The sequence below is a fragment of the Moorella naiadis (nom. illeg.) genome (genome assembly GCF_051020825.1).
GTDB classification, from domain to species: domain Bacteria; phylum Bacillota; class DSM-521; order Neomoorellales; family Neomoorellaceae; genus Neomoorella; species Neomoorella naiadis.
In genome coordinates this window covers 21,665-45,942 of sequence record NZ_JAXGFQ010000020.1, presented here as the reverse complement: position 1 = coordinate 45,942, position 24,278 = coordinate 21,665, and the positions used below count along the sequence as shown (strand labels likewise).

20 protein-coding genes are annotated in these 24,278 nt (G+C 56.9%); all 20 read right to left on the bottom strand.

Translation table 11 applies throughout. The features are described from left to right. Positions 1-302: 302 nt before the first annotated feature. The 20 genes from SDD30_RS12450 to SDD30_RS12355 all read right to left on the bottom strand — a co-directional run bounded on the left by SDD30_RS12450 (position 303) and on the right by SDD30_RS12355 (position 23,938). On the bottom strand, positions 303-1,385 hold the full coding sequence (locus tag SDD30_RS12450; protein WP_434075244.1) for a CoA protein activase: 1,083 nt from the start codon (positions 1,383-1,385) through the stop codon (positions 303-305). Continuing rightward, the gene (locus tag SDD30_RS12445; protein ID WP_434075243.1) at positions 1,382-2,425 is read right to left on the bottom strand and encodes an acyl-CoA dehydratase activase-related protein; all 1,044 of its coding nucleotides are present in this window, start codon (positions 2,423-2,425) and stop codon (positions 1,382-1,384) included. Before SDD30_RS12445 ends, SDD30_RS12450 begins: the two co-directional genes overlap by 4 nt. 1 nt (position 2,426) lies before the next feature. Next, the gene (locus SDD30_RS12440) at positions 2,427-3,998 is read right to left on the bottom strand and encodes a spore germination protein (protein WP_434075242.1); all 1,572 of its coding nucleotides are present in this window, start codon (positions 3,996-3,998) and stop codon (positions 2,427-2,429) included. A 53-nt stretch (positions 3,999-4,051) separates the two neighbouring features. Then, entirely contained in the window at positions 4,052-4,396 is a 345-nt protein-coding gene (gene spoVAE, locus SDD30_RS12435) for a stage V sporulation protein AE (RefSeq protein ID WP_434075253.1), read from the bottom strand. 387 nt (positions 4,397-4,783) lie between these two features. Then, entirely contained in the window at positions 4,784-5,803 is a 1,020-nt protein-coding gene (gene spoVAD, locus SDD30_RS12430) for a stage V sporulation protein AD (protein WP_434075241.1), read from the bottom strand. A 13-nt stretch (positions 5,804-5,816) separates the two neighbouring features. Further along, positions 5,817-6,269, bottom strand: coding sequence for a stage V sporulation protein AC (gene spoVAC, locus SDD30_RS12425; protein WP_434075252.1), 453 nt, complete (start codon positions 6,267-6,269; stop codon positions 5,817-5,819). Between the two features lie 201 nt (positions 6,270-6,470). Continuing rightward, positions 6,471-7,844: a PFL family protein gene (locus SDD30_RS12420; RefSeq protein ID WP_434075240.1), complete on the bottom strand. Its 1,374-nt coding sequence runs from the start codon at positions 7,842-7,844 to the stop codon at positions 6,471-6,473. An 86-nt stretch (positions 7,845-7,930) separates the two neighbouring features. Continuing rightward, positions 7,931-8,212, bottom strand: coding sequence for an ACT domain-containing protein (locus tag SDD30_RS12415; RefSeq protein WP_434075239.1), 282 nt, complete (start codon positions 8,210-8,212; stop codon positions 7,931-7,933). Positions 8,213-8,224: 12 nt separating this feature from the next. Then, a complete protein-coding gene (locus SDD30_RS12410) occupies positions 8,225-8,914 on the bottom strand; it encodes a TorD/DmsD family molecular chaperone (RefSeq protein ID WP_434075238.1) in 690 nt (229 codons plus the stop codon). A 27-nt stretch (positions 8,915-8,941) separates the two neighbouring features. Further along, a complete protein-coding gene (locus SDD30_RS12405) occupies positions 8,942-10,141 on the bottom strand; it encodes a PucR family transcriptional regulator (protein ID WP_434075237.1) in 1,200 nt (399 codons plus the stop codon). 136 nt (positions 10,142-10,277) lie between these two features. Then, positions 10,278-10,826 (bottom strand): 4Fe-4S dicluster domain-containing protein, encoded by a 549-nt coding sequence (locus SDD30_RS12400; RefSeq protein ID WP_434075236.1) that lies wholly within the window; start codon positions 10,824-10,826, stop codon positions 10,278-10,280. Positions 10,827-10,901: 75 nt separating this feature from the next. Beyond that, a complete protein-coding gene (locus tag SDD30_RS12395) occupies positions 10,902-12,938 on the bottom strand; it encodes a molybdopterin-dependent oxidoreductase (protein ID WP_434075235.1) in 2,037 nt (678 codons plus the stop codon). Between the two features lie 6 nt (positions 12,939-12,944). Beyond that, complete coding sequence (locus tag SDD30_RS12390) at positions 12,945-14,084, bottom strand: DUF362 domain-containing protein (RefSeq protein ID WP_434075234.1); 1,140 nt, start codon at positions 14,082-14,084, stop codon at positions 12,945-12,947. Positions 14,085-14,206: 122 nt separating this feature from the next. Then, a complete protein-coding gene (locus SDD30_RS12385; RefSeq protein WP_434075233.1) occupies positions 14,207-14,911 on the bottom strand; it encodes a dimethyl sulfoxide reductase anchor subunit family protein in 705 nt (234 codons plus the stop codon). 217 nt (positions 14,912-15,128) lie between these two features. After that, positions 15,129-16,454, bottom strand: coding sequence for a radical SAM protein (locus tag SDD30_RS12380; RefSeq protein WP_434075232.1), 1,326 nt, complete (start codon positions 16,452-16,454; stop codon positions 15,129-15,131). Between the two features lie 261 nt (positions 16,455-16,715). Next, positions 16,716-17,567 (bottom strand): dimethyl sulfoxide reductase anchor subunit family protein, encoded by an 852-nt coding sequence (locus SDD30_RS12375; protein ID WP_434075231.1) that lies wholly within the window; start codon positions 17,565-17,567, stop codon positions 16,716-16,718. Between the two features lie 18 nt (positions 17,568-17,585). Beyond that, positions 17,586-18,173 (bottom strand): DMSO/selenate family reductase complex B subunit, encoded by a 588-nt coding sequence (locus tag SDD30_RS12370; RefSeq protein ID WP_434075230.1) that lies wholly within the window; start codon positions 18,171-18,173, stop codon positions 17,586-17,588. A 74-nt stretch (positions 18,174-18,247) separates the two neighbouring features. Beyond that, positions 18,248-20,647 carry a DMSO/selenate family reductase complex A subunit gene (locus SDD30_RS12365; protein WP_434075229.1) on the bottom strand — a complete coding sequence of 800 codons (2,400 nt, stop codon included), beginning with the start codon at positions 20,645-20,647 and terminating at the stop codon, positions 18,248-18,250. Between the two features lie 157 nt (positions 20,648-20,804). Continuing rightward, a complete protein-coding gene (locus tag SDD30_RS12360; RefSeq protein WP_434075228.1) occupies positions 20,805-21,353 on the bottom strand; it encodes a DMSO/selenate family reductase complex B subunit in 549 nt (182 codons plus the stop codon). An 11-nt stretch (positions 21,354-21,364) separates the two neighbouring features. After that, positions 21,365-23,938, bottom strand: coding sequence for a dimethyl sulfoxide reductase subunit A (locus tag SDD30_RS12355; RefSeq protein ID WP_434075227.1), 2,574 nt, complete (start codon positions 23,936-23,938; stop codon positions 21,365-21,367). Between the last annotated feature and the right edge of the window lie 340 nt (positions 23,939-24,278).

Below are 24,278 nucleotides of genomic sequence, written 5' to 3'. Positions count from 1 at the left end.
ATCCCATGAAGGTTCACGCCTCCACAACTGAGACGAGGGACTGGCTGGTACAGGCGGAAGGCGACTTGGTTCGAGGCGTTAGCAAATTTAGCGAAGCCGGGCGAGGCAGCGGTGAACGGGAGGGGGATCGTCACGTAACTTTAAGAAAGAAAAGTATCACTCCCCGTAATACTTGATCAAAGAGATAAAATCAAGCCACTCCCGTTGCCGAGCAAGGCTGAGCGCAAAGTTTGCTAGCCGAGAACCACTGGAGCCTGGAGGCTATACCCGTCAGTTCGTACAAGTGCTAGATTGGTAAATTATTAACCTGCCCGCATACCCTTCTGCCGACGCAACATATCGACAAAGGCTTCCAGGCGGGTCTGCAGGCCGGCCTCGCCAGTCTGCTCGTCCAGGTAGAGGGTCATGACCGGGATCCCGGTAGCCTGCTGGACAGAAGGCATCACCGAATGGGCGACGATCTCCGGCATGCAGGTTAAGGGCGCCAGCTGGATAACCCCATCGCAGCCCTGCCGGGCGAAGACGACTGTATCTCCCACTGACTCCCAGCCGTGGCCGCCGACAAAGTGGTTGAGGTAAGGGGGAGCCGTTTTTTCCGGGTGATGGCCCGGTAGGGGCAAAAGGCCCTTAAAAAGGTTATCGTTGATCCAGCGGCTAATAAAAAGACCCCTGACCACCTCTACCCCCAGGGCTCCCAGTCGCCTTTCTATATCCAGGTTGACCAGGGGTTCCAGTACCGTATAAATTTCACCGACAATACCGATTCGCAGTGATGGCACCTCTTTTCGCCGGGGAATGGCCGCCAGCTCGGCTTTAATTTCCTTAACTGTCCTGTTAAGCGTCCGGCGGCTATCGGCGGCATCCAGCTTTTGTAAAGCTAGCCGGAAGACGGCGTCAGCCTGGCCGGGACGATTTTCCCGGGGTCGCAGGCGCTGGACCTCCTGTTCCAGGGCATCAACAGCGCAGGCCTTCAGCCAGGCCAGGATTATCCCGTGGACGCCGTCCTGCCAGGGGCGACGGTTCAAATATTTAATCTTCTCCCAGACTTCGCTAAAGTGAACGTCCGGGGGCTCGAAGACAATCATCTCGTATTCGCTGCCCAGGTCCCGGAGAATTTCTCTCTGGACCTGGCTGTAGTAGCCGATACGGCAGGGCCCTACCCCGCCGGCCATGACGATGGTGTCGGCCCCCAGTTCTTTAGCCTCCAGGTAATTACCCAGGTTGACCTTCAAGGGCAGGCAGGCGGATTCCGGGGCCTGGCGGACACCCAGTTCCAGGGTGCGGCGAGTACATGGTGGGGGTACCACCACATCCAGGCCAAGGCCCTCCAGGGCGGTCTTCAGGACCAGCCACAAGTGGCCCATATGGGGAAAGGTTATCTTCATGCAGAACGCCTCCGGCTGAGCATATCCATAAAGGCCTCCAGGCGGGTCGCCACCCCGGCCTCGCCGGTCTGCTCGTCTAAGGTTAATAATAAAAAGGGCTTGCCCAGGCGATGGGCATAACGCTCGGCCAGGTCACCGACCAGGGAATCCGGACCGCAGCCAAAGGCTGTCAAATGAATTAGACCGGCGATTTCTTCTTTTTCCATCAGGTGTAGTGCTGTACCCATAATCTTGCGGCCCAGGGTCCAGTACAGGCGTTTGGGTAACTGGCGGCAGGCCGCCTCCCCCAAAGTGGGGTCGATATTCTCCGGCAGGACCACCCGTCCTCCCAGGCGGGCTACCTTACCGGGAATATCCATGCCCAAGTAACGGTCATAGAGAAGGTAGCTGTGACCGACGATACCTACCGCCAGGGAGATGTCAGTATCGGCCACCGGCCGTGAACCATGCTTTAAAGGGTAATCAACGGGCGCGCCGCCACCGATAGTTAGTGGCGGTTGCTCCCAATTGCCTACGGGCACGCTGTTGCCCAGATATGGACCGCCCTCCCTTTGCCGTGCCAGCCATTCCCGGTACCTGGCCCCGGCTAACGCCGCGGCCTGCAAGGCCTCCCTGTTCCCGGCACCCAGGGCCCGGGCCGTCGCCCGGATGGCCGCCCGCAGGCCCTCTTTCGGCCGCCGGGCCAGGTCGACGGTAGGAGCGATAACCGGGGGGCAATCCTTAATTGCCGCCCGGAGCATATCGGGCAGGCCCATGAGCTTCGGGCAGATAAAGCTCTTCTGTTCCACGCTGACCAGGCGGGGGACAAAGAGGGCCTCTACCCGGGGCGCCAGCCAAGCGGCATGGCCATAATAGACCTTTACTGGCAGGCAGGCTTCGGCAACAGCCAGGCCGACTCCTAAATCTAAAATTTCCTTTGAGGTCGGTGGGGAAACTACAACTTCCGCCCCGAGGTTTTCCAAAAAGGTCTCCCACCAGGGAGCATAGTAATAATAAAAGAGGGCACGGGGCACCCCCAGTCGCCAATGTTTAACCTTCACGCTAATCATCATCCTTTTTTTCTAGTTCGGGCCAGATGTGTTTCTCCTTTTCCCCTTCTTCCTGGTCCTTACGTCTCAAGGGTTTGCGAGCCGGCTCTGGATAGGGCTGCCGGTCAAAATCCTGGGGATGCAGGGCCTTTGACCGCAGCTTGATTAAAGGCACCGGCGGCCGGATCAGAACGTCCTTCAAAGCGCTGGCATTAAAGGGAACCAGGGGCCAGAGGTAGGGCAGGCCGAAGGACTTGGTGGTCATAAGTAACAAAAATATCCCCAGAGTCATGGCCACCAGGCCCGGCAGGCGGAACAGGCCCACACCAATAAGCAAGATAACGCGAACCAGGGTATTGGCCATGCCCAGTTCATAGCTCGGGGTAGCGAAGATGCCGACCGCAGCTATAGCCATATATAGGATAACCTCGGGGTTAAAGAAACCAACGGCCACAGCGATCTGGCCGATTAAGACGGCAGCGATCAAACCCAGGGCAGTGGCCAGGGCGGTCGGGGTGTGGATAGCTGCCAGGCGCATAAGGTCAATACCCAGCTCGGCAAAGAGAAACTGCCAGACCAGGGGTATTTTCCCCAATTCCTTCGGGCCGATCCAGGCCAGGCCCGGCGGCAATAAATCATGTTGCAGGGCGGCCAGGAGCCACAAGGGGGGCAAGAAGACCGAAAGAAATACCCCGACAAAACGTACAACACGTAAAAAAGTGCCAATCAGGGGCGCCTGGCGGAATTCCTCGGCGTGCTGCAAGTGGTGAAAAATTGTCGCCGGCAGGATCATGACGCTGGGGGAGGTATCGACCATGACCAGGACGTGCCCTTCAAAGAGATGGGAAGCGGCGACGTCCGGGCGCTCGGTATAGCGCACCCGGGGAAAGGGGTTCCAGTAGCTGCCCGGCTCGATAAACTCCTCCAGGGATTTCTCCGCCATGGGCAGGCCGTCCATCTTAATGGCTTTAATGCGTTCCTTAATGATGTCCACCAGGCGCGGGTTGGCGATATCCTGGATATAAACAACGGCCACATCGGTCTTGGAACGGCTGCCCACCTGGAGGATCTCCGTCCGCAACTTGGGGTCGCGCACCCGCCGGCGCAGGAGGTTGACATTAAACAGCAGGGTTTCGACGAAGTTGTCCCGGGACCCGCGTACCACCCGCTCCAGGTCGGATTCCTCCGGATTGCGTACCGGGTAGTTCCGGGCATCAAGTTGGATAACCTTTTTAAAACCATCGATTAGGACAACAATGCCCCCGGATAAAATCTTGTCGACAACCTTATGCAGGTCGTCAAGGGCCTCCACCTGGAGATAGCTCATATATTGGGTAAAAATCTTGGTATAAGCGTCGGGAGCCAGGTCCTCACGTTTCAGTTTGGCCAGGGAAGTTAGGACATAAGTCAGGACATCCTCCCGGGCCATACCGTTAATATAAAACAAAGTGGCCCGGCGCCCGGCAATATTAATATCCCGCCGGATGGCGTCGAAGCTCTGGCCGACCCCCAGCTCCTTCATAATCCAATTATTGTTGACATCCAAATCGGTATCGACCCGGACGATGTCGCCGGAAATAGTCATTTTTTCATCCCCTTAACCCTGGTAGAGAGCCGGCCCTGGAAATGGTCCCGGCTTTATCCCCGTGGGTTGAATAATACAGCCATAACATAGCCAAAAACCACGGCCGCGGCGATACCCGCCGCTCCAGCCGTTATCCCGCCGCTGAAGGCGCCAAGCAAACCTTTGGCTTGGACGGCTTCCAGGGTGCCTTGGGCTAGGCTGTGGCCGAAACCGCTGATGGGAATCGTCGCCCCGGCCCCCCCCAGCTTGACCAGGGGTCCATAGAATCCTAAAGCACTCAGGATAGCCCCGCCGGTGACGAAACCGACCAGAATATGGGCCGGAGTCACCTTGTAGGGGGTCAGATCCATAATGAGCTGCCCCACCAGGCAGATCAGGCCGCCGATGATAAAGGCCATGATAATACTCAAGGGATAGGTGCCTCCTTCGGAAATAGGGTTCAAGCAAAAATGGATATGACTTACATTATCGCTTCAGGGCTGGCGGTACAGGCTCCAGGCTCCGGTGTTTCTCGGCGAGCAAACTTTGCGCTCAGCCTTCCTCGGCGGCGGGGGTGGCTGGACTCGGTCCTTTTGATCAATCATAACGGGGCATGCTACTTCTCGTTCCTGAAGCCACGTTGCGATCCCCATCCCGTTCACCGCCGCCTCGCTACGGCTTCGCTAGGTTTGCAAACGCCTCGAACCAAGTCGCCCTCCGCCTGTAGCCGCCAGCCCTTTAGCCAGCATTTTCATGGTTTCGTGGTGGGGCGTCAGCCCCCATGAGGGGCTCCTCCGGAAATACTTCTACCCGAGTTTCTCGATCACAACGCCGTGGCCGATACCGGGGATGGATTCTCCCTGCTGTGAGGCCGTGGTACTAAGGAGAGCCCCGGTGCCCACCCCCAGGATACGCTTGTAGCTACCCTCATTTAGTTTACCCATTAAATGCCCCGCAAAGACTACCGCCGAGCAGGCACAGCCGCTGCCCCCGGCGTGGGTATCCTGGCGTTCATGATTATAGATTAAAACGCCACAGTCACTGTAGTTTTTAGCGACATCATACTTCTGCTCGCCCAGGAGTTTGGTGGCAATCTCATGGCCCACCCGGCCCAGGTCACCGGTGATAATCAGGTCATAATCAATGGGGCCGCGCCCGGTATCCTGAAAATGGCGGACGATGGTGTCGACGGCGGCCGGGGCCATGGCCGAGCCCATATCGTTGGGATCTTTAATGCCGACATCCAGGACCCGGCCGATGGTAGCATGGGTTACCCGGGGACCATGACCTACCGGAGCCAGCAGCACTGCACCGGCCCCGGTAACCGTCCACTGGGCCGTCGGCGGCCGCTGCACCCCCTGCTCCGTGGGGAAACGGTACTGGCGTTCGGCCGTATCATAATGGCTGCTGCAGGCAGCTACCACGTGGTGGGCGAAGCCGCCATCAATAAGGATGGCTGCCAGGGCCATACCTTCGTACATGGTAGAACAGGCGCCATAAAGGCCCAGGAAAGGTATTCCCAGGGTCCGAGCGGCGTAATTAGCGGAGATAGTCTGGTTTAACAGGTCGCCGGCCAGGAGGTAGTCAATATCCCGGGGTTGGAGCTGGGCTTTGGCGATGACCATCTTGACAGCCTCTTCCAGCATCTTGCGTTCGGCCTTTTCCCAGGTCTCCTCACCGAAGTAACTATCATCGATGACCATATCAAAGGAATCCCCCAGGGGGCCTTCACCTTCCTTGGGACCGACAACCGACGCCGTGGCCACAATCACCGGGGGATTGGCAAACTGCAGGGTATGTTGACCTACCCTTTTGGGTGCCGTCACAGGATCCACCTCGCTAATAGGACAGGAAGTAAGCTATCAGACCGATTAAAACTGAAACAACAAAACCATAGACCAGCACCGGGCCGGCAATGGTAAACATCCGGGCGGCGACGCCAAAGACAAAGCCTTCCCGCTTAAACTCCATGGCCGGGGCGACGATGGAGTTGGCAAAACCGGTGATGGGAATAATGGAACCTGCCCCGGCAATCTTACCGATCTCGTCATAAACCCCCAGACCGGTCAAGAAGGCCCCGAGAAAAACCATTAAGATCACCGTCGCCGTGGCAGCATCCCGGGTATTCAAACCTGCGTGAGTAAAGGCCAGGGTAAAAAGCTGGGCCAGGACCGAGATTACCCCCCCCACCCAGAAGGCGTTCAGGGCATTGACCAGGATGTTATGCCGGGGCTTGACACTATCGGCCAGCCGCTGGTAAGCCTGCTGGTCATAGGTTTGCTTTTGCTGCATCACCTGATCGGCCAGGGTCAGGGGTTTTTTGGGCGGCCCCGGCTGTTTGGTGCTGTCAGTCATTACCCTCACCTCGTTTTTAGCGCTCTGCTATATTATCGACCGCTGCCAGGCCTGTTTATACATAAAAAGCCAGATCCTGGTTTAGTTTTCCAGGACTGGCTTTTCTTGAATAGTTTTTTGCTGGTATAAATGATTCGTTTAGTTCCTCAGGCCCTGTAGCGGTGCCGGGATGCGGCCGCCGCGGCGGATCATGGCCGTCGGGCTGAAAGAGTTAACCGCCATGACCGGCGCGCGGCCCAGGAGGCCGCCGAACTCCACCATTTCCCCGGGCCTTTTCCCAGGCACGGGAATTACCCGTACGGCGGTGGTTTTATTATTAATCATGCCAATAGCCGCCTCGTCGGCGATGATGGCGGCGATGACTTCCGCCGGGGTATCGCCGGGGATAGCGAACATATCCAGCCCCACCGAACAGACGGCGGTCAGGGCTTCCAGCTTCTCGAGGCTGAGAGCGCCGCTCTCTACAGCCCGGATCATACCGTTATCCTCGCTCACCGGGATAAAGGCGCCGCTTAACCCCCCCACATAAGAGGAGGCCATGGCGCCGCCCTTTTTGACGGCGTCATTGAGCAAGGCCAGGGCGGCCGTAGTACCGTAGGTGCCGCAGCGCTCCAGGCCCATGGCCTCCAGGATCTCAGCCACGCTGTCTCCCTGGGCATTGGTGGGAGCCAGAGAGAGGTCGACGATGCCGAAGGGGACCCCCAGGCGGGTCGAGACCTCCCGGCCCACCAGTTCCCCCATGCGGGTCACTTTAAAGGCTGTGTTCTTAATAATCGTCGCCAGCTGGCCCAGGTCGGCCTCCGGGTACTGGCGCAGGGCTGCCAGGACAGCCCCCGGCCCGCTGATGCCGACGTTAACTACGACTTCCGGTTCGCCTGGGCCGTGAAAGGCACCGGCCATAAAGGGGTTATCCTCAGGGGCGTTGCAGAAGGTCACCAGCTTGGCGCAGCCCAGGCCGCCCTGTTCAGCCGTCAGGCGGGCCGTTTCCTTAATCAGATGGCCGAGCTCGCCGATGGCGTCCATATTCATCCCGGCTTTAGTTGAGGCCACATTGATGGAGGCACAGACCCGGTCAGTGGTGGCCAGAGCCCGGGGCAGAGAGTTAAAAAGAGCCTGGTCGCCCCGGGTAAAACCCTTATGTACCAGGGCGCTGAAGCCGCCGATGAAATTAACACCCACCGCCGCTGCCGCCTCGTCCAGGGTCTGGGCCAGGGGTATTAAATCCTCTTCCCGGGAAGGCTCGCCTACCTGGGCCATGGGAGTGACGGCAATACGCTTGTTAACAATGGGTATACCATAGGTGACAGCTACCTCATCACTTACGGCCACCAGGTTCGCCGCCAGCCGGGTAATTTTATCGTAGACCCGGCGGCAGGTTGCCTCCAGGTTATCCGTAGCGCAGTCCCGCAGGCTGATCCCCAGGGTAACAGTACGGATGTCCAGGTTTTCTACCTGGATCATGCGGATGGTCTCGAGGATTTCTTCGGGTGTAAAGGATAACAGGCTAGGCATAATTTATCCTCCGCACGTAGTCTTCAGTCAAATTAAGCGATTGTTGGGGATTTCTTGGGGCTGGGGGTAGAGGCTTCAGGCTCCAGCTAGATGCGATGCATAAACTTAAAAACGTCGGCCCGCTGGATGGTTACCTGGACCCCTAGGCTCTCACCCTTTTCCTGTAACTGTTCCTGGAGGGTAGAAAAAGTAAGGGTATTTCCCCGCAGGTCCACAATCATAATCATGGTGAAAAACTCCTGGAGAATCGTCTGGCTGATATCCAGGATATTAACGCCAGCTTCTGCCAGGACGCCGGTAATGCCGGCCAGGATACCTACCCGGTCGCGACCCAGGACAGTTATAATGGCCCGTTCATCGCTCATCATGTCTCTTCACCTTTATCCTTTTTGTTCCTTTTGGATTTCTACCAGGACCATTTCCACCTCGGAGGCATCGGTTGCCAGCCAGCCCCGGGTCAAGCGTGCCAGGCCGCGGAAGAAATCCGTCCGGGCGGCCCGCTGGATATCGGCCGTCAGGGCCGGTACCCATTGCTCCAGGTGTTCCTGTAAAAAGCGTTTCTGCCCTGTCAGGAGCTTCTCGCAGACCCCGCCGTCCTGGACCTTGGCGGCTGCCTCCCGACAGAGCCAGGCCATAAACTCCAGTTCCAGGCCCAGGTGGTCGTCCGGTTCCTGGTTCTTTTTCTTACTCTCCAGGCCGAAGGAACGATAGAACTCTCGTACGGCCAGGGTTTTCTCACTAAAGAGGAGATGTTCTTGGGAGCGGTAGACGGATTCCCACGGTGGTGCCTCCAGATGACCCGGGCCGACGAAGAGGCGATTATAGTCTTCCTGGAGTTCCTGGTGATAGGCCTCCAGGTCTTCCCGGTGGGCCGCCAATTCGACCTGCATCTGCCGGCAGCCTGCAGTCAAATCCTCATTCTGGCTGTCGGCGGCCAGTTCTGCTAGAAACTGCTCCCCGGCCAGGGCGCCCAGCATCTCCTGGTTGGGTCCTTCCTGGTAGACCCTGGCCAGAAAGCTGTAAACCAGTTCCCTGCCCTGGAGCCATTCGCTGAGTAATTGCTTCTCCATAAATAACCTCCTCATTCTAGTTTTTCTTTATTTCCCTAAGAGCACTTTCACCTGAAGGGCGGTATAAAGGTTAACCAGGACGTCCAGGCGGCGCAGGTCCTGGCCTAAGAGTTCTTCCACTTTTTTCAGGCGGTAGCGCAGGGTGTTGACGTGGATGAACATATCCTCAGCCGCCCGGTTGTGGTCGCCCGAGGCATGGAAAAAAGCGGTCAGGGTGGCCAGGAGATCGGTATTATGCTCGCGATCATACTTGACAATCAGGCCCAGGTTTTCCTCATAGTAATCCGCCAGTTCCTGCTCGCCCTGGTTAAAAATCAGGCGCAAGACCCCGAGCTCGTCAAAAAAGGACAGGACGCCCCGCCGATGCATGAGGTGGCTGATCTCCAGGGCGACCTTGGCTTCCTGGTAGGCCCGGTAGAGATCGGCGACGTTTTCGTAAAAGCGCCCCACCCCGGCGGAGAAGGTGCGGCCCTGCAGATGCAGGGCAGTAACCTTTTGCAGGGATTTCACCAACCTGGCGATTTTGCCTTTATTAACCCCGGCCCCGGTTGCTGGCACCGGTACTAAGACTATCAACTGGTCACTGCGATCGGCTAAAATGACTTCGGGAACCTGCTGTTTGATATGATACTGCATTAATTGGCGCCAGCGCTCCCACAAATTTTCGTCCATTTCCCCATCCAGGGCGAAAACCAGTAGAAAATGAGGCCGGGTAAAATCCCATCCCCACAGGCGACCCCTATTGACCAATGCCTCCCGGTTTGGTAGATTATTATAAAGGATATCCTGGATGAATTCATTACGGTAACGTCTCTCGGTTTCCTGGGCCAGGCGGGTCCGGGACATCTCGATCATAGCAGCCAGGGAGGCTGCCTGCAAGAGTTCGCGATAATTCTGCCATGCTGCATCTGTTTCAAGAAGGAAGAGGTAGCCATAGCGGTAAACCTCTCCTACAGGTACCATAAGGAAGGAGGTACCTTCCCCGGCCCTTAAGTGGCCCGGGTAGAGTTCCTCCCCTACTGGTTCCCAGGGGAGTTCTACCGGCAGGTAATCGTCCAGGCTTAAGGGCGGCCCACCCGGAGGTACCTGGCTGGCCAGGATACGTAGGGTCAGGTCGCAGATTACCGCCGGCCGGCCGGCAATTTCTACTAAAAGTTGCAGCAGGGGCCTTAAGCCCTTACCAGCGGCAGCTAACTCCATAAAATGGCGCCAATATTGTGGTTCCATACAAAAATCACCACTAATTTTTGTATCAAGCTACAAAGGTTAAGTTCTCAATCTCCGGCGACCTGGCCTAGAAATTGATGCCAGGTCGCTCTTTATTTCGCCAGAGCCCCATAAATGGGAGCGTTTATCCACTCCCTCAGCCGGCAATAAAAAACCTTTCTCCTGTTGTTGCAGTCTTCAGCCTCAAGGTAGGCCGGGTGAGGTTAACATCAGCCAGTCCCGGTACCCATTTTTCCCCCGGCTCTTTTCCTTCCTCCAACTGTAAAACCTGCAGGGCTTTGACCGGACAGGCCTCAACGCAGGCCGGGGCCAGCCCGTTATCTAGTCTCTCCACACAGAGGTCGCATTTTTCGACTTTACCGGTAGCCAGGTTGTAGCGGGGCGCCCCGAAGGGGCAGGCCCGGACGCAGCGATTGCAGCCGCTGCACCGCCCGCTGTTATGCAGGACAATGCCATCCCGGCGTTTTTTATAGGTCCCCTCGGGGCAAACCCGGAAACATTCGGGGTTCTCGCAGTGGTTGCAGGCCAGGGAAAGATAGTATTCCTGCCACTGGCCTTTTACCCATCCAGAAAATGTACGCACTTGCCGCAGGGAAAAATCTAACCCCTTCCAATTTTTACATGCCTGTTCGCAGGCCCGGCAGCCGATGCAACGATTTAAATCCAGGAAAAAGCCCAACTGCATCCTTTAAGCCCCCTCTGAATAATCGTCCCGGCTCGCCACTAGGAGTGGCACCTCCAAAAATGATGCCACCATTTTTCACTGTAGCGGCGCTATATTTACAAAGGTGTCGTAATAGGCCACACCTGGGCCGCCACTGCTCACACTACCCATGTCAGTTGCCAGGGGCGGGGTGAGGCTGTTGAGCGCCTGTCCCCCGGGCAGGGGCCGCTGATGGCAGAGGATAGTCTGGGGCGGCACTAGTTCGCTGATGGCTACCATTATTACTACTTCGCCCCACTCGTTATAAAGGCGGATTTGGTTGCCACTTTCCAGGCCCTTTTCACTGGCCAGTCGAGGATGAACCAGAGCCAGAGCCTCCGGCACATCTTCCAGGTTGTAAAACTGGGAATTTAGTCCGGCGTTGGTATGGGGCGTCAGCAGGCGATAAGGGTAGGCCTCGAAACCTGCCGCCGCCGGTTGGTAAACCGGCAAGGGCGGTAACCCGGCGGCGGCCGCCTGTCGGGAGTAAATTTCATAGCGCCCGGAGGGGGTGGCAAAGCGCCCCTCGGCCCAGGGGTTGACCGGCAGCTTTAATTCTTTGGGGCCGTCCAGGAGGTCGCGGTAGTCCCTGATCCCCAGCAGTCGGTAAACCCCGGGGTTAAAAACCGCCGTCAGCCATTCTTCCTCGGTAAGGTTGCAGGGAAAAGGGCAACTCCCTGGAGCAGCCTTATTTAAAGCCGCTGCCAGTCCGCTTACTATCTGAATATCGGAACGGCACTCACCCCGGGGTGGAACGGCCGGTTCATTGATACCAATCCAGTGATGCCAGTAGCTGGGGACAACATCCCAACCCTCAAAGAAGGTTGTCGCTGGCAGGAAGATATCGGCCACCCGGGCCGTCTCCGTCAGAAACTGGCCGCTGACAACCACCAGTTCCAGCCCGGCCAGGGCCCGTTGCAGCTCTTCCGTGACGGCGTTTTGCCCCAGGGGGTTGGCGTTGGCCAACAAAGCCATCTTGACAGGAGGTGCTGTTGCCTCCTTTAGACCCCGGGCCAAATCGTAGATAGGAATGGTCCTCGCTCTACCTTCAAGTGCCATCCATTCCGGCCAGGCGGTGGTAAAAAGTTCGCAGGCCATGGGGCTGGCGTAATAGACGCCGCCCCCCTCCCGGGCCAGGTTCCCGGTCATGGCCGCCAGGGCGTTGATAGCCCGGATATTCTGGCCGCCGTTGGTATGGCGTTGCAGGCCTATGCCGATCCAAATGGCCGCCGGAGCGTTACATGCATACTCCTCGGCCAGGTGCGCCATTAGGTCCCAGGGAATACCTGCGGCTGCACTCAACTCGTCAGGATCCAGCCCGGCCAGGTATTCCTGCCACTCCGGCCAGCCCTGGACGTGGTTTTCCAGGTAGTGCCGGTCGATGTGCCCCCTTTGCCAGAGGTGACGGGCCATACCTGCAGCCAGGGCGCCATCGCTGCCCGGTTTAATCTGGATATAGAGGTCGGCCCGGGCCGCTGTAGCTGTGAATACGGGATCAATAACTACCAGGCGGGCTCCCCTCTCCCGCGCTTGGTTGATATACTCCATCTGGTGCATGGCCGTCCAGGCCGGGTTGGCCCCCCAGAGCAAGAGATAGTTGGCCCTGGCCATGGCTGTCGGGTCAGGGTGGTTGTGGCTGCCATAGCCGTAGACCATAGCATCCAGCCCGGCGCTCCAGCATAAGGAACCAGTTGTAGTCGTCACTTCCCCCAGGCTCCGGGCCAGCCAGCTCCAGGCCCGGTGTAAAAGGCCAATGTTCCCCGAGTTGCTATAGATAAAGACTGGTAAAAAGGAGCCATACCGTCCTGCCAGTTCCACCATCTTACCGGCTATCAGGTCCAGGGTTTCATCCCAGCCAAGCCGGTGCCAGCGGCCTGACCCCCGTGGCGCCTGGCGCAGGGGGGAAAGAACCCGATCCGGATGGTTTTGGATATCTAGATAACTGTAACCCAAACGGCAAAGATGGCCATGGCTATAGCCATGGGCCGGGTCACCGGCCAGTTCCTTAATCTCACCATTATCTACCAGGGTAATAAGACCGCAGGTGTTATAGCAGTTCCGGGGACAGGTGTGACGGCAAAAACGCGCTGCCATTATACCTCACCCCCCAGCCCCGGCCGTTCCGGTAACTTGGTGGCTGAATAAACAGCGCAGGCATTCCGCCGCGGTTGTACTGGCCTGAAAGACCTCCCCGCAGCTGGGGCAGGTATGCTCGGTCGCTGTCGCTATAGTTAAAGTTGAGGCGCTGGCCAGGACTTCCAGGGGCAAATCAGTGCCCCGGGCTAAACTGTGATGGGGACAGACTGCCAGGCAAAGGTTGCAGTGGTTGCAACGTGCCGGAGTATACGTTAATTCGCCGTCATGCAGTTTTAAAGCGCCAGTCGGGCAAAGGCGACTACAAATGTTGCATAGGTAACAAGGTCCAGTGAGTTCCAGGGACGGCAGGGGCAGGGTCGCTCCGGACGAATAACCCCCTTCCGGCCTGGCCTCGCGGAGGGCCAGCCCCAGGATCAGCGCACGTCGCTGGCTGACCAGGGGCGCAACCTGGGAAGGGGCCGGGGTGGTATCTATCCCGGGAATTTTAATGCCTCGCAGCAGGGAACTAAAAAACTCACGCCGCCCCATGGCTGCCGGGGACCTGCCTTGCCGACCGGCCTGACTCCCGAAGGGTGCCGGCGGCGGTGTGGCTTCCAGGACCAGGCGTTCAGCTGGCAGCTTTAAAGCGACTATAGTCTTTTGCGCCCGTCTAAAGGATGCCCGGAAGAGACTCTCACCCTTATCCCCCCAGGGGCAGGCGGCGCATTCTTCCTGGCGGTAGAGGAAAACCGTCTTGCCCCTGATGGCCAGGGCTACCATCACCTCTGGGGCCACGGCTCCCAAACAGGCGGCCATAACTAAATCATCTCTTCTTTTTTCTTCCCGGCGGTGATTGCAGGCAAAGACCACCTGCCCTGTGGCAGCGATGGCCTCCCGGCCCCGGGCCAGGAAAAAGGAATGGGTCCGTTCTGGATCCTCCACGGCACCGGCTGGACAGGCGACGGCACAAAGACCACAGCGCTGGCATTCCCGGATATCAGGCCGGCCTGCCTCCAGCTCAATCCCTCCCACCGGGCAGACATCCTGGCAGCTATGGCACTTAGACCAGGGTGACTTGCCCCTGATACAGGCATCGGCTTGTAAACGTACCTGACCAAGGCCGGATAGGCTGGCAGCGATACTCTCGAGATCCAGTTCCCCCATCCCCATTCTCTTGGAAAGAGCGGGCAGTACCGCCCGCTCTTATAGATCTTATAAATAAAGTAATTACTTATATTATCGTACTTACTAACCCAATGGTCAAGGGCGGGGAAGGAAATATCCCCCTAGAACTGGCCGACCATGATATTGACGCCGGTGGCATAGAAGAGATAGCGGCTGGCCAGTTCGGCGACTACCAGGAGCACCAGGGCCCCATAGAGCCACTGGCCCGTCAGGGCGCTACCTTTCCCGCTATAGGCCCGTAAGGCCAGAAAGGTAAAGACGAGGCCGCCGATTACCGCCAGGGCCTGGCTTAGGACCAGTACCGGCGCCGCTCCCAGCAGCAGGGCCGCCGTCGCCCGCGCCGCCACCGGCCCCGCCCCCAGCGCTACCAGGTAGGGCGGCAGGCTCACTACTTGCAGCAGTATCCCGATCACCGCCAGGATGATCGTGGCCTTCAGCATCCCTTCCTGGTTCTCTTGCCGCGCCCGGTAGTTCAGGACGGCATACAGGATGGCTCCCAGCACCAGCGCCGTGCTGTAAAAGACTATGTGGGTGTAGGCCGTCTCCCACGCCGGCAGGATGGTGTACACGTAGATGTTCGCCATGCTGATCAGGGCGATGACCCCACAGAGTCCGGCCACCCACCCCAGGGACGCCTTCGCCCCGTCACTCGCTTTGGCCTTTACTTCGACATAGTAGCTAACTAACCACAGTACGAAAAACCCTGCCGAAAAGAAGATCTCCCGACTCAGCCACGAGGTCTTCAGGTTGCTGATGGCCCGCGGCGCTCCTAATCCCGGCCCCCTTTCCTTTAGCCCTAAGACCAAACTCCGGGGTCAGTTTTTGTTGTTTATTACAAATGCTTTACAGATGTCTTTCCTTTTTAACCCGGCAAAAAATGTTGAGTAGCAATTGAACTAGCGCCGGCAACATCCACACCCCTGAATAAAATAACAAAGGCGCGGTTGCGGGCAGCTTTATGCCAGCCACGACCGCGCCCTATACTTTGTTAAGGGTTATCTAAATTCACCATAATCGTTAGTCCTAAAGGTCTTCTTCCAGATTAAATATCTCCGGCCGGGTTAAATCAACTTTTAACTCCCGCAGATAGGCGCCATCGCCGCGGTCTTCTATGACGCTGGTGGAAATACCCACCTCAATTCCCAGTCCGGCCAGGTCCTTGACTTTACTGACGTGAAACTCCAGGTAATGGTATTGCTTATTGTAGGTATAACCTTCGTAGCCAATTTTTTTAAAGCCCTGCAGCACCCGGGGGATGTCGTCGCCAAAGACCTTGGCCGACTTATAAAAGAAATCCCGGCGGGAGAAATAGAGGGTGGCGGCTACCGGCCTACTGTTGTTCTGCCGGTAAATCTGAGCAGTGTTTTTGTTCTCCAAGGAGCAATAATGCACCCCCAGTTTCAGACCTTTGTCCAGGGCAAAGGCTACCAGGTCCAGGCACTCCCCTTCACTGACGGCCACCGGCAGGCCGCCGCCGTACCAGTAGTTATAAAGAACTCGGTAGGGGGGATTCTTGATCTTATATCCCCGCAGGTTGTAAGTAGCAACGTTATTATAAGGGAAGCAGAACTCCAGAAGGTTAATTCCGAATATATCCAGACAATCCAATTCCACTAGAATTTCCTTCATGGGTTCCAGGGTGCCGGGCAGCACAGGCATCTCGACCATGACCCGGGGGATATATTCCCTGGCCAGGGCGATATGCTCATAGATTCTCCGCCGGACTTCCCCCTGGTCGTGGAGCCGGAGGCTGAAGCGAATCTCGTCTAGCCCGGCCTGTTGCAGCTGCGCCAGCATCTCTTTACCGGCCAGGTCGCCGGCAGTATAGAGCCTGGTATCTACGCCCGGAAACTTCTCCCTGGCAACGCGGAAAAAGGCCAGGGCCTCCTCCGGGTGGAGGAGGGGTTCCCCCCCTGTCAGGGCTACATGTTCGAGTTTCTGCCCCCTTCTCTGCAACTCTGCCAATTCTGCCAGGCAATCCCGGTGATATTGGGTGTAGTACTCATAACCTTCCTGATTGGGGTTAAAGCAGAAAAAACAACGGCGAGGGCACTGCAGGGAAATAAAAAAGGTCATACTCCCCTCCCCCTGCCGGCAGGCCAGGCAGGCCGGAGAAATGCGATTTATATAAAGACTCTTAGCGTCGTTACGGGTAATGGCGCCCCGCCGGGTTAAAACCGCCATCTTTTGCTGGATTCCCTCCCGGTCCTCCTTTTCCGCGATAGCGATACCAGTATCCTTTACCTGCCGCATAAAGTCAGCGTATATCCGGATATACATGCCGGCGTACCTGGCCAAGGCGCGGTTCTTAATGTTCATCACGGTCTCCTGGTCAATATCGATAATCACGTCAGCACCCCCTTTTGAAACGGTCATGATTTATCCCAAACCATCCAATTTCAACCTTGCCAGTCTGGGCCCGTACCTGCCTCGTTTACCATCACTAACATAGCTGTCAAAATAAATACCCGGCAGGGTTCCCTGCCAGGTATGTTTTATTAAAGTTTAGTGAGCTTGTGCGGATCATATTCGTTACACCTATATTATCGTACTTTCCCTACCAATGGTCAAGCCGGGGGGAAGGAAATACCTCCACCCTTAGAGCTGGCCTTAGAACTGGCCGACCATAATATTGACGCCGGTGGCGTAGAAGAGGTAGCGGCTGGCCAGTTCGGCGACGACCAGGAGCACCAGGGCGCCGTAGAGCCACTGGCCCGTTAGGGCTGTGCCTTTACCGCTATAGGCCCGTAAGGCCAGGAAGGTAAAGACGAGGCCGCCGATTACCGCCAGGGCCTGGCTTAAAACCAGCACCGGCGCCGCTCCCAGGAGTAGTTCCGCCGTCGCCCGCGCCGCCGCCGGCCCGGCTCCCAGGGAGACCAGGTAGGGCGGCAGGCTGACCACCTGCAGGGCGATACCAATAACCGCCAGGATGGTCGTTACCTTCAGCATCTGCTCCTGGCCTTCCCGCTGCGCTCGGTAGTTCAGGACGGCGTACAGGATGGCCCCCAGCACCAGGGCCGTGCTGTAGAAGACGATATGGGTGTAAGCTGTCTCCCAGGCCGGCAGGATGGTGTGAACGTAGATGTTGGCCATGCTGATGAGGGCTATTACCCCGCAGAGGCCGGCCAGCCAGCCCAGGGCGGCCTTCGTCCCGTCGCTCACCTGGGTCCGCACCTCGATATAGTAACTAATTAGCCACAACACGAAGAACCCGGCGGAGAAGAAGATCTCCCGGCTCAGCCACGAGGTCTTCAGGTTCATGATGGCCCGCGGCGCTCCTAAGGGGCTGCCCAGGTGGCCCAGGGAGATAAGCATGCTGGCCGCCATGAGGACGCCTACCCACAGGAGTACCGGCTTTATTCCTTCCCGCTGCTTCGTGTTCAGGGCCTGGGCGACGATCATTAAACCGACGCTCATCTGGGCCAGTAACGTAAAGAGAACTAGGGCCCATTCTTTGCCCATTAGCTTCTCCTCCCTTTCCTATTTCCCCAGGGCTGCATCCCGGTGGGGCGTAATTAAAAGTGATGGTTTGGTAAGGTTGGGGTCAGGCAGGCCTTTAATCTGGTCAGTTCCGCCGTATTTCTTTTTTAATTCGTCCACTGGTCCGAAGTCCAAAACCCGCATGGGGCAGGCGGCCACGCAGGCCGGCGGTTCCCCTTTAGCCAGCAGGTCGCGGCAGAAGTCGCACTTGCCTACCTTACCTGTTTTCGGGTTATACTGGGGCGCCCCGTAGGGGCAGCTCCACATGCAATAACGGCAACCGATACATTTGTTCTGGTCGACGAATACCACCCCGTCTTCAGGCCGCTTCTGCATGGCCCCCGTGGGACAGTTCTTAACGCAAGGCGGATCCTGGCAGTGGTTGCAGCTCAAAGAGATCCAGTAGGCGTAAACGTCGGCCTTGACGGCGTTGTTGCCGACAGTGATATAGCCGCCGCCGGCAAACTCGTGCACTTTTCTAAATAGCTGCCCTACCTCCAGGTCGTTTTTATCCTTGCAGGCGATCTGGCAGGTAAAGCAGCCGATACAGCGGTCCTGCTGGACGTGAAAACCCAGCTGTCCGGCCATGGTTTCTCCTCCGTTCCGCTATTTTATCGCGTCAGTTACCACCCGGTGCTGCCCGGGCCGGTTATCTTGCCCGGCTAGGCCTTGGCTACTTGCACCAGGTTGGTGTGCTGGGGGTTGCCGTGGGCCAGGGGTGTAGGATGGTATTTGGTAATAACATTAATATTGCCCCGCTGATCAACGCCATGGGTGTCCGGCGTCCACCAGGCGCCCTGGGGTATGGCCACCACCCCGGGCATAATCCGCGGTGTCACCTTTATTGGGATAACCAGTTCGCCCCGGTCGTTAAATACCCGGGCCATATCACCATCTTTAAGGCCCCGCTCAGCAGCATCCCGGGGATTAATCCACATTTCCTGCCGGGCTGCTTCTTCCATCCAAGGCACGTTGTCAAAGGTCGAGTGAACCCGGCGCTTGTAATGGGGGCCGATACACTGCAAAGGATATTTCCCCCGCAGGCGATCCTCCGGCCCCTCCCAGGCCGGGATATACTTGGGAATGGCTGGGATCTCCTCCGGGTTATTCATTGCCCACAGGGCCGGGGAAAAGATCTCGATTTTGCCTGAAGGTGTCTTAAAGGGATTGTTGGCCGGGTCTTTAATTTGCTTTTCGTAAGCCACAACAGGGTCTTTGGGTGCTACTTTATAGATACCTTTACGCCTGAACTCCTCAAAGCTAGGGAAGTTGGGATCTTTTTGCTGGGCAACCTTGACGGCCTCCCGCAACCAGTCCTGCTCGCTTTTACCCTCGGTGTACTGGTCGCCGAAGCCCAGGCGTTTGGCCAGTTCGCGGCAAACGTCATAAAGGCTACGGCACTCATACATGGGGTCGACAACCTTCTGGTGATAAATGGCATAGCCGATACCGGAGGCAAAGGTGACAATATCTTCCCGTTCAAAGTGGGTAACGTCCGGAAGCAGGATATCAGCGAATTTGGCGCTGGGGGTCATAAAGACATCATGGACCAGGATGAACTCGCATTTATTCTCGTCGGCCAGGATTTTAGCCGTTTTATTAATATCCGAATGCTGGTTTAACAGGGTATTGCCGGCATAGTTCCAGACCATCTTAATATCCGTCGGCAACTGGGGAACACCCTTGACCCCGTCGGCAGCCGTCATCTCGTGACCGCGTTCAATGGCTTCCGGCCACATAAAACAGGGAATAGTCGCTTTGACCGGATTTTGCCCGGCCGGCATCCAGCCCACCACCACCCCATGACCGCCGTTACGAAGGCCGGGTCCGCCGCCGCGAATACCGATGTTGCCGGTCATAGCCGCCAGGACCGGCAGGCCCCGTACCGGTTGTTCCCCATAGGCATGACGCTGCCAGCCAAACCCCTGCATCAGGCAACAGGGTTTAATACCGGCAATCTGGCGGGCAAGTTTGATGATGGTATCCCGGGGCACACCGGTAACGGCTTCCGCCCACTCCGGCGTCTTGGGGGTTTTATCTTCGCCCTGACCCAGGACATAGCTCTTGTACGAGTTGCCGGGTGGGATACCGGGGGGCATATGACCTTCGTCGAAGCCCAGGCAGTACTTATCCAGGAAGGCCTGGTCATGGAGGTTTTCATTAATCATCACATAGGCTAGGGCGTCAATGAGGGCATTGTCCGTTGTCGGCCTGATGGGGATCCACTCGTCGGCCAGGGTAACGGCCGTATCGGTATAACGGGGGTCGATGACTATTACCCGCGCGCCCTTTTCTTTAGCCAGGCGCAGGTAATAATGGCCGTTGGCCCCGCCCAGGCGCGTCTCGCCGGGATTATCGGCAAAGAGAACGATAAGTTTTGAGTTTAAAAGGTCATCGGGGCTATTCCCTTCTACGGCACCAAAGGTATAAGGGGTAGCATAACTGAAACAGGCCGAGCTATAGGTGTTGTAATACCCCAGGTAACCGCCGAACATATTGAGGAAACGCGGCAGGGCGCCACCAAAGGCCGGCGTAATCCAGGATTGGCTCACCTGGCCATAAATGCCGGTGGCGTAATTGATATAAATAGCCTCGTTGCCGTAGGTTTTCTTAATCCGCTGTAGTTCTTCAGCTATTGTATCCAGGGCCTCATCCCACGAGATCCTTACAAATTTACCTTCGCCCCGCTTACCCGCCCGCTTCATAGGGTACTTTAGCCGGTCAGGATGATAAAGGCGTTTGCGTTGAGCCCGTCCCCGCAGGCAGGCTCGGGCCTGGGGGAAGTCAGGACTGTCGTTTCTCTCTTGATCGGGGGTAAACCAGGTTACCACCCCTTCTTTTACATGGGCATACAGGGGACAGCGGCCGCCACAATTATGCACGCAACTGGTGGGGACGACTGTTTCCCCGGCCTCTGAAATTCCTCCTCCCGGGACTGCCCCGGCCTGGCGGTCCCAGGATATAGTCGCCAGGGCCACCGCCCCGCCAGTGGCGGCGGCGCCGAGTGCTAAAAACTTGCGTCGGGAAATGGGCTTGAGCCACAGCCTTGTATCCTCAGCCATACTTCCTCTCCTTTCCTTTTGGACTGGGTTAACATCCACATTTGGTTACTTAACCTAACCCAACTGTCTAACCTGTTACTATTTTACCTTGTCTACGACATCCCTCTGGTCATGATGTCAACCTGCAGTCCCGTCTTTTGTTTTGTTGACGTAGTACTTATTTCCTTGCCTCGGCAGCCGCTTTAATGATAAGGGAGGGATGGGTAATGCGGGAATCCGGCAGACCTTGAATATCTGCCGTGCCGCCGTATTTTTGCCGTAGTTCCTCAATATCGCCGAAATCCAGGGCGCGCATCATACAAGCAGCGACACAGGCCGGTTTTTCTCCCTTATCGATTAAGTCGGCGCAAAGGTTGCATTTACCCACTTTACCTTCAGATTCAATATACTGGGGTGCGCCGTAGGGGCAGGACCAGACACAGTAGCGGCAACCGATGCACTTGTCGTTATCCTGTATAACTATGCCATCTGCCCGTTTATAGAGGGCCCCGGTGGGGCAGTTTTTAACGCAGGGCGCCTGGGCGCAGTGGTTACATCCCAGGGAAATGTGATAAAACCAGGGATGGGGGAATTTCCCACCTTCCAAGGTATAGACCTGGCGGTAAAGGACTCCCACCTCCAGGTTGTTTTTATCCTTGCAGGCGATCTGGCAGGTCTTGCACCCGATGCAAACTGTCATGTCGTAATAAAAACCAAGCTGGGACATAAGCCCACCTCCTAAAAAACGATGCGCAGGGGCCATTTGTCGTCAGGCGGCAGGGGCGATCCGGTCCATTTGGCCACCTGAACGTTGCAGGAATTCCATCCCGAGATCCCCTGACCGGTGGGGATGGCTCCACAGAGGATATTGTCTGCGCCTGCTTTGTCCGCACCAGTTTTCTCATCCATCTCGACCCAAGCACCGTGGGGCAAGGCAATTACTCCAGGCATAATCCTTTCTGTCAAATGCACCGGCCGCAGGCTCTTACCGTGGCGACTGGTTATAAGGATTGTATCCCCTTCCTTTATCCCCCTTTCGACTGCGTCGACTGGATTCATCAGTACATGATCCAGGAAGGCCTCACGTAACCAGGGGATGTTGTCGAAAACCGAATGGGAACGCCGCAGATAATGGGGCGTAACCATCTGTAGGGGATAATCACCCTTCACCTTTTTATCCCAGTCGGTGAAGGTATCCTCATAACCCTCCCGGGGCGGATTGTAAGTTGGAATGGGCTTGATTTCCGTCCAGCCTTTATCCCTTACCATTTTGGCCAAGGCCTGGGAGTAGATCTCCAGTTTACCGGTGGCGGTTTTTACCGGGTGGGCCTGGGGATCCCGGCGGAAGTCCTGGAGGTAGATAAAGCCCAGCTTATCGCCCGGTTTCCGGGGCACCTGGTAAATCCCCTTCTCTTTGAATTCCTGTAAAGTAATCCGGCCCTGCTGGGGCTCGCCCTGGACACCCATAGCCGCGATATCTGCGACCGTAATGGTCAGCAGCTTTTCAAAGTCGGAGCCATCCTCTTTCATGACCTGCGCCCCGGCCAGCTGGTTAAAGAGTTGCTGTTTGGGAGAAATAGGATAGGCTTTAGCTGGATCAATACCCAGTCGCTTAGCCAGCTCAATGGCGATCCACTGATCATCCCGGGTTTCGAAGAGGGGTTTAGTTATTTTAGTGTAATAGATTAAGATTTCCCGGTTCCCGACCAGGAGCCCCCCCTCCCGTTCCCACTCGGTGGTAACCGGTAGCACCACGTCAGCATAGCGGGAGTTGGTGGTCAAGAACTGGGAATGGGAAACCACAAACTCCACCTTACGGTGGGCCGCGATTCCTTTGGTCATCCCGTCCCTGGTCTGCAAAGTCGCACCCCAACCGTGGTAAATCATCTGGATGTTGACATCCCGGACGTCGTTATAAGCAGCGGTATATTTTCCGTTAAGGATGGCGTCCCACATCTCACTGTCGTTAATACTGTCGGAGACAGGGTTTTTAATGACGGGTAGGCCGTTTTTACCGGGGGTTACCAGGGGCGGCCCGCCGTTGCTGGCATTCTGGTGGCAGCTGACACCCGTCATGCGACCTGGCTGGCCGATATGACCCGTCATGCAGCCGAAAGTCATAAACATCTGCGGCCAGGAGTCGCTGTTGTGGACCCGGGCCGGAGCCCAACCGGTAAGAAGGGCCACCCTTTTAGTCGTAGCTATCTCCCGGGCCAATGCGCGGATTTTCAGGGGTTCAACGCCGCAGATGGCCGCTGCCCATTCCGGCGTCTTGGGCACGCCGTCGTAAGTCCCCAGGACGTAGTCCTTAAAGTTCTCCTTCGGGTCGGCCCCCGACGGCATATGGTCAGCATCGAAGCCTACGGTGCAGCGGTTCAAGAAATCCCAGTCAATTAACGGGTTGGTTGCCGGGTCGTCTTCTTTAATCAGGGTATAGGCCATGCCCAGGAGCATGACGTGATCCGTATTCGGCTGGATGGGAATCCACTCGTCACCAAGCACTCGGGCGGCCTCGGTATAAATGGGATCGATGATTATAAATTTAGCCCCCGCCTTTTTCGCCTGGAGGTAATTATAAGGCGGCGTCCCCAGGCTGCTCCAGCCCGGATTAGCCCCCCAGAGGACAATAAGCTGAGAATTACGCAGATCAAAGCGGTCATTATGGCTGAACTTAAAATAGCCGTCGGCCAGGCCGATAATGTCTCCACCATACCGCCAGGAACCCCAGGAGGTTGTACCCCAGTGGGAGACGTAGCCACCATAGAGGGCTAGGATATTGCTAATCTCATTACCGCCGCCGACAAAGATGGCCCGGTTGCCATACTTTTCCTTGATACGTTTAATCTCGCCGGCAACGATATCCAGGGCTTCGTCCCAGGAGATACGCACCCATTCGTCCTGGCCCCGCAATTCCTTCTGGCCGCCGCCGGGAGCCCAGTGCTTGCGTTTCATGGGGTATTTCAAGCGGTCGGCAGCAAAGACTTGCTTGCGCTGAGCACGACCCCGGGCGCACCCCCGCTGCTGGGGGAAGTCGGGGCTGTCGGGGTGGGTATCGTCGGTTTTTTGGCGTAGCACCACCCCGTCGACAACATAGGCTTTATTCAGACAGCGGCCGCCGCAGTTGTGCCAGCAGGCGGCGCTAAGCCACTGGCCCTCCTTTTCTACCAGTTTGGTTGCCTGTGTCTTGGAGACTTGCGTTAGCCCGTTGCTGCAGCCGGCCAGGGTAAGGGCCGCGGAAGCAACGGCGGTAGATTTTAAGAAAGCCCGGCGGTTCATTTTGTATTCCAGGGCTTTGTCGATAATACTACTCATCCTCCCTCACCTCCAAAAAAACTTTTATATGGGATATCCCGGGGATTAACCAGGGGCTGCAATAGTTCTGTTATAACCCAACGGTCGCATTGCCAGGCGGTGAAAATGCCAGGCCAGAATCACCGCCGACTCCAACACTGTTTCAACCCGCTTTCACGACTGTGCTAACGTTCACATCATGAGTTTCAACAAGCCTGCAGGTCTTCCCTTTGTCACCCCCATCAAACCTTACCCCTGCCTTTTGTAGCTATAAACAAACTCTCTATGATCATTTGTCGCCCCTGGCCAGGGCCAATTTACCAGACCCAGGGCCAACGAATGCCCGACGTTTTTTTATGGT

Bases quoted from the DNA above. Each gene is read 5' to 3' on its own strand.
- SDD30_RS12450 (WP_434075244.1), bottom strand. From the start codon at position 1,385: ATGAAGATAACCTTTCCCCATATGGGCCACTTGTGGCTGGTCCTGAAG.
- SDD30_RS12440 (WP_434075242.1), bottom strand. From the start codon at position 3,998: ATGACTATTTCCGGCGACATCGTCCGGGTCGATACCGATTTGGATGTC.
- spoVAE (WP_434075253.1), bottom strand. From the start codon at position 4,396: ATGGCCTTTATCATCGGCGGCCTGATCTGCCTGGTGGGGCAGCTCATT.
- spoVAC (WP_434075252.1), bottom strand. From the start codon at position 6,269: ATGCAGCAAAAGCAAACCTATGACCAGCAGGCTTACCAGCGGCTGGCC.
- SDD30_RS12420 (WP_434075240.1), bottom strand. From the start codon at position 7,844: ATGCCTAGCCTGTTATCCTTTACACCCGAAGAAATCCTCGAGACCATC.
- SDD30_RS12415 (WP_434075239.1), bottom strand. From the start codon at position 8,212: ATGATGAGCGATGAACGGGCCATTATAACTGTCCTGGGTCGCGACCGG.
- SDD30_RS12410 (WP_434075238.1), bottom strand. From the start codon at position 8,914: ATGGAGAAGCAATTACTCAGCGAATGGCTCCAGGGCAGGGAACTGGTT.
- SDD30_RS12405 (WP_434075237.1), bottom strand. From the start codon at position 10,141: ATGGAACCACAATATTGGCGCCATTTTATGGAGTTAGCTGCCGCTGGT.
- SDD30_RS12400 (WP_434075236.1), bottom strand. From the start codon at position 10,826: ATGCAGTTGGGCTTTTTCCTGGATTTAAATCGTTGCATCGGCTGCCGG.
- SDD30_RS12395 (WP_434075235.1), bottom strand. From the start codon at position 12,938: ATGGCAGCGCGTTTTTGCCGTCACACCTGTCCCCGGAACTGCTATAAC.
- SDD30_RS12390 (WP_434075234.1), bottom strand. From the start codon at position 14,084: ATGGGGGAACTGGATCTCGAGAGTATCGCTGCCAGCCTATCCGGCCTT.
- SDD30_RS12375 (WP_434075231.1), bottom strand. From the start codon at position 17,567: ATGGGCAAAGAATGGGCCCTAGTTCTCTTTACGTTACTGGCCCAGATG.
- SDD30_RS12370 (WP_434075230.1), bottom strand. From the start codon at position 18,173: ATGGCCGGACAGCTGGGTTTTCACGTCCAGCAGGACCGCTGTATCGGC.
- SDD30_RS12365 (WP_434075229.1), bottom strand. From the start codon at position 20,647: ATGGCTGAGGATACAAGGCTGTGGCTCAAGCCCATTTCCCGACGCAAG.
- SDD30_RS12360 (WP_434075228.1), bottom strand. From the start codon at position 21,353: ATGTCCCAGCTTGGTTTTTATTACGACATGACAGTTTGCATCGGGTGC.
- SDD30_RS12355 (WP_434075227.1), bottom strand. From the start codon at position 23,938: ATGAGTAGTATTATCGACAAAGCCCTGGAATACAAAATGAACCGCCGG.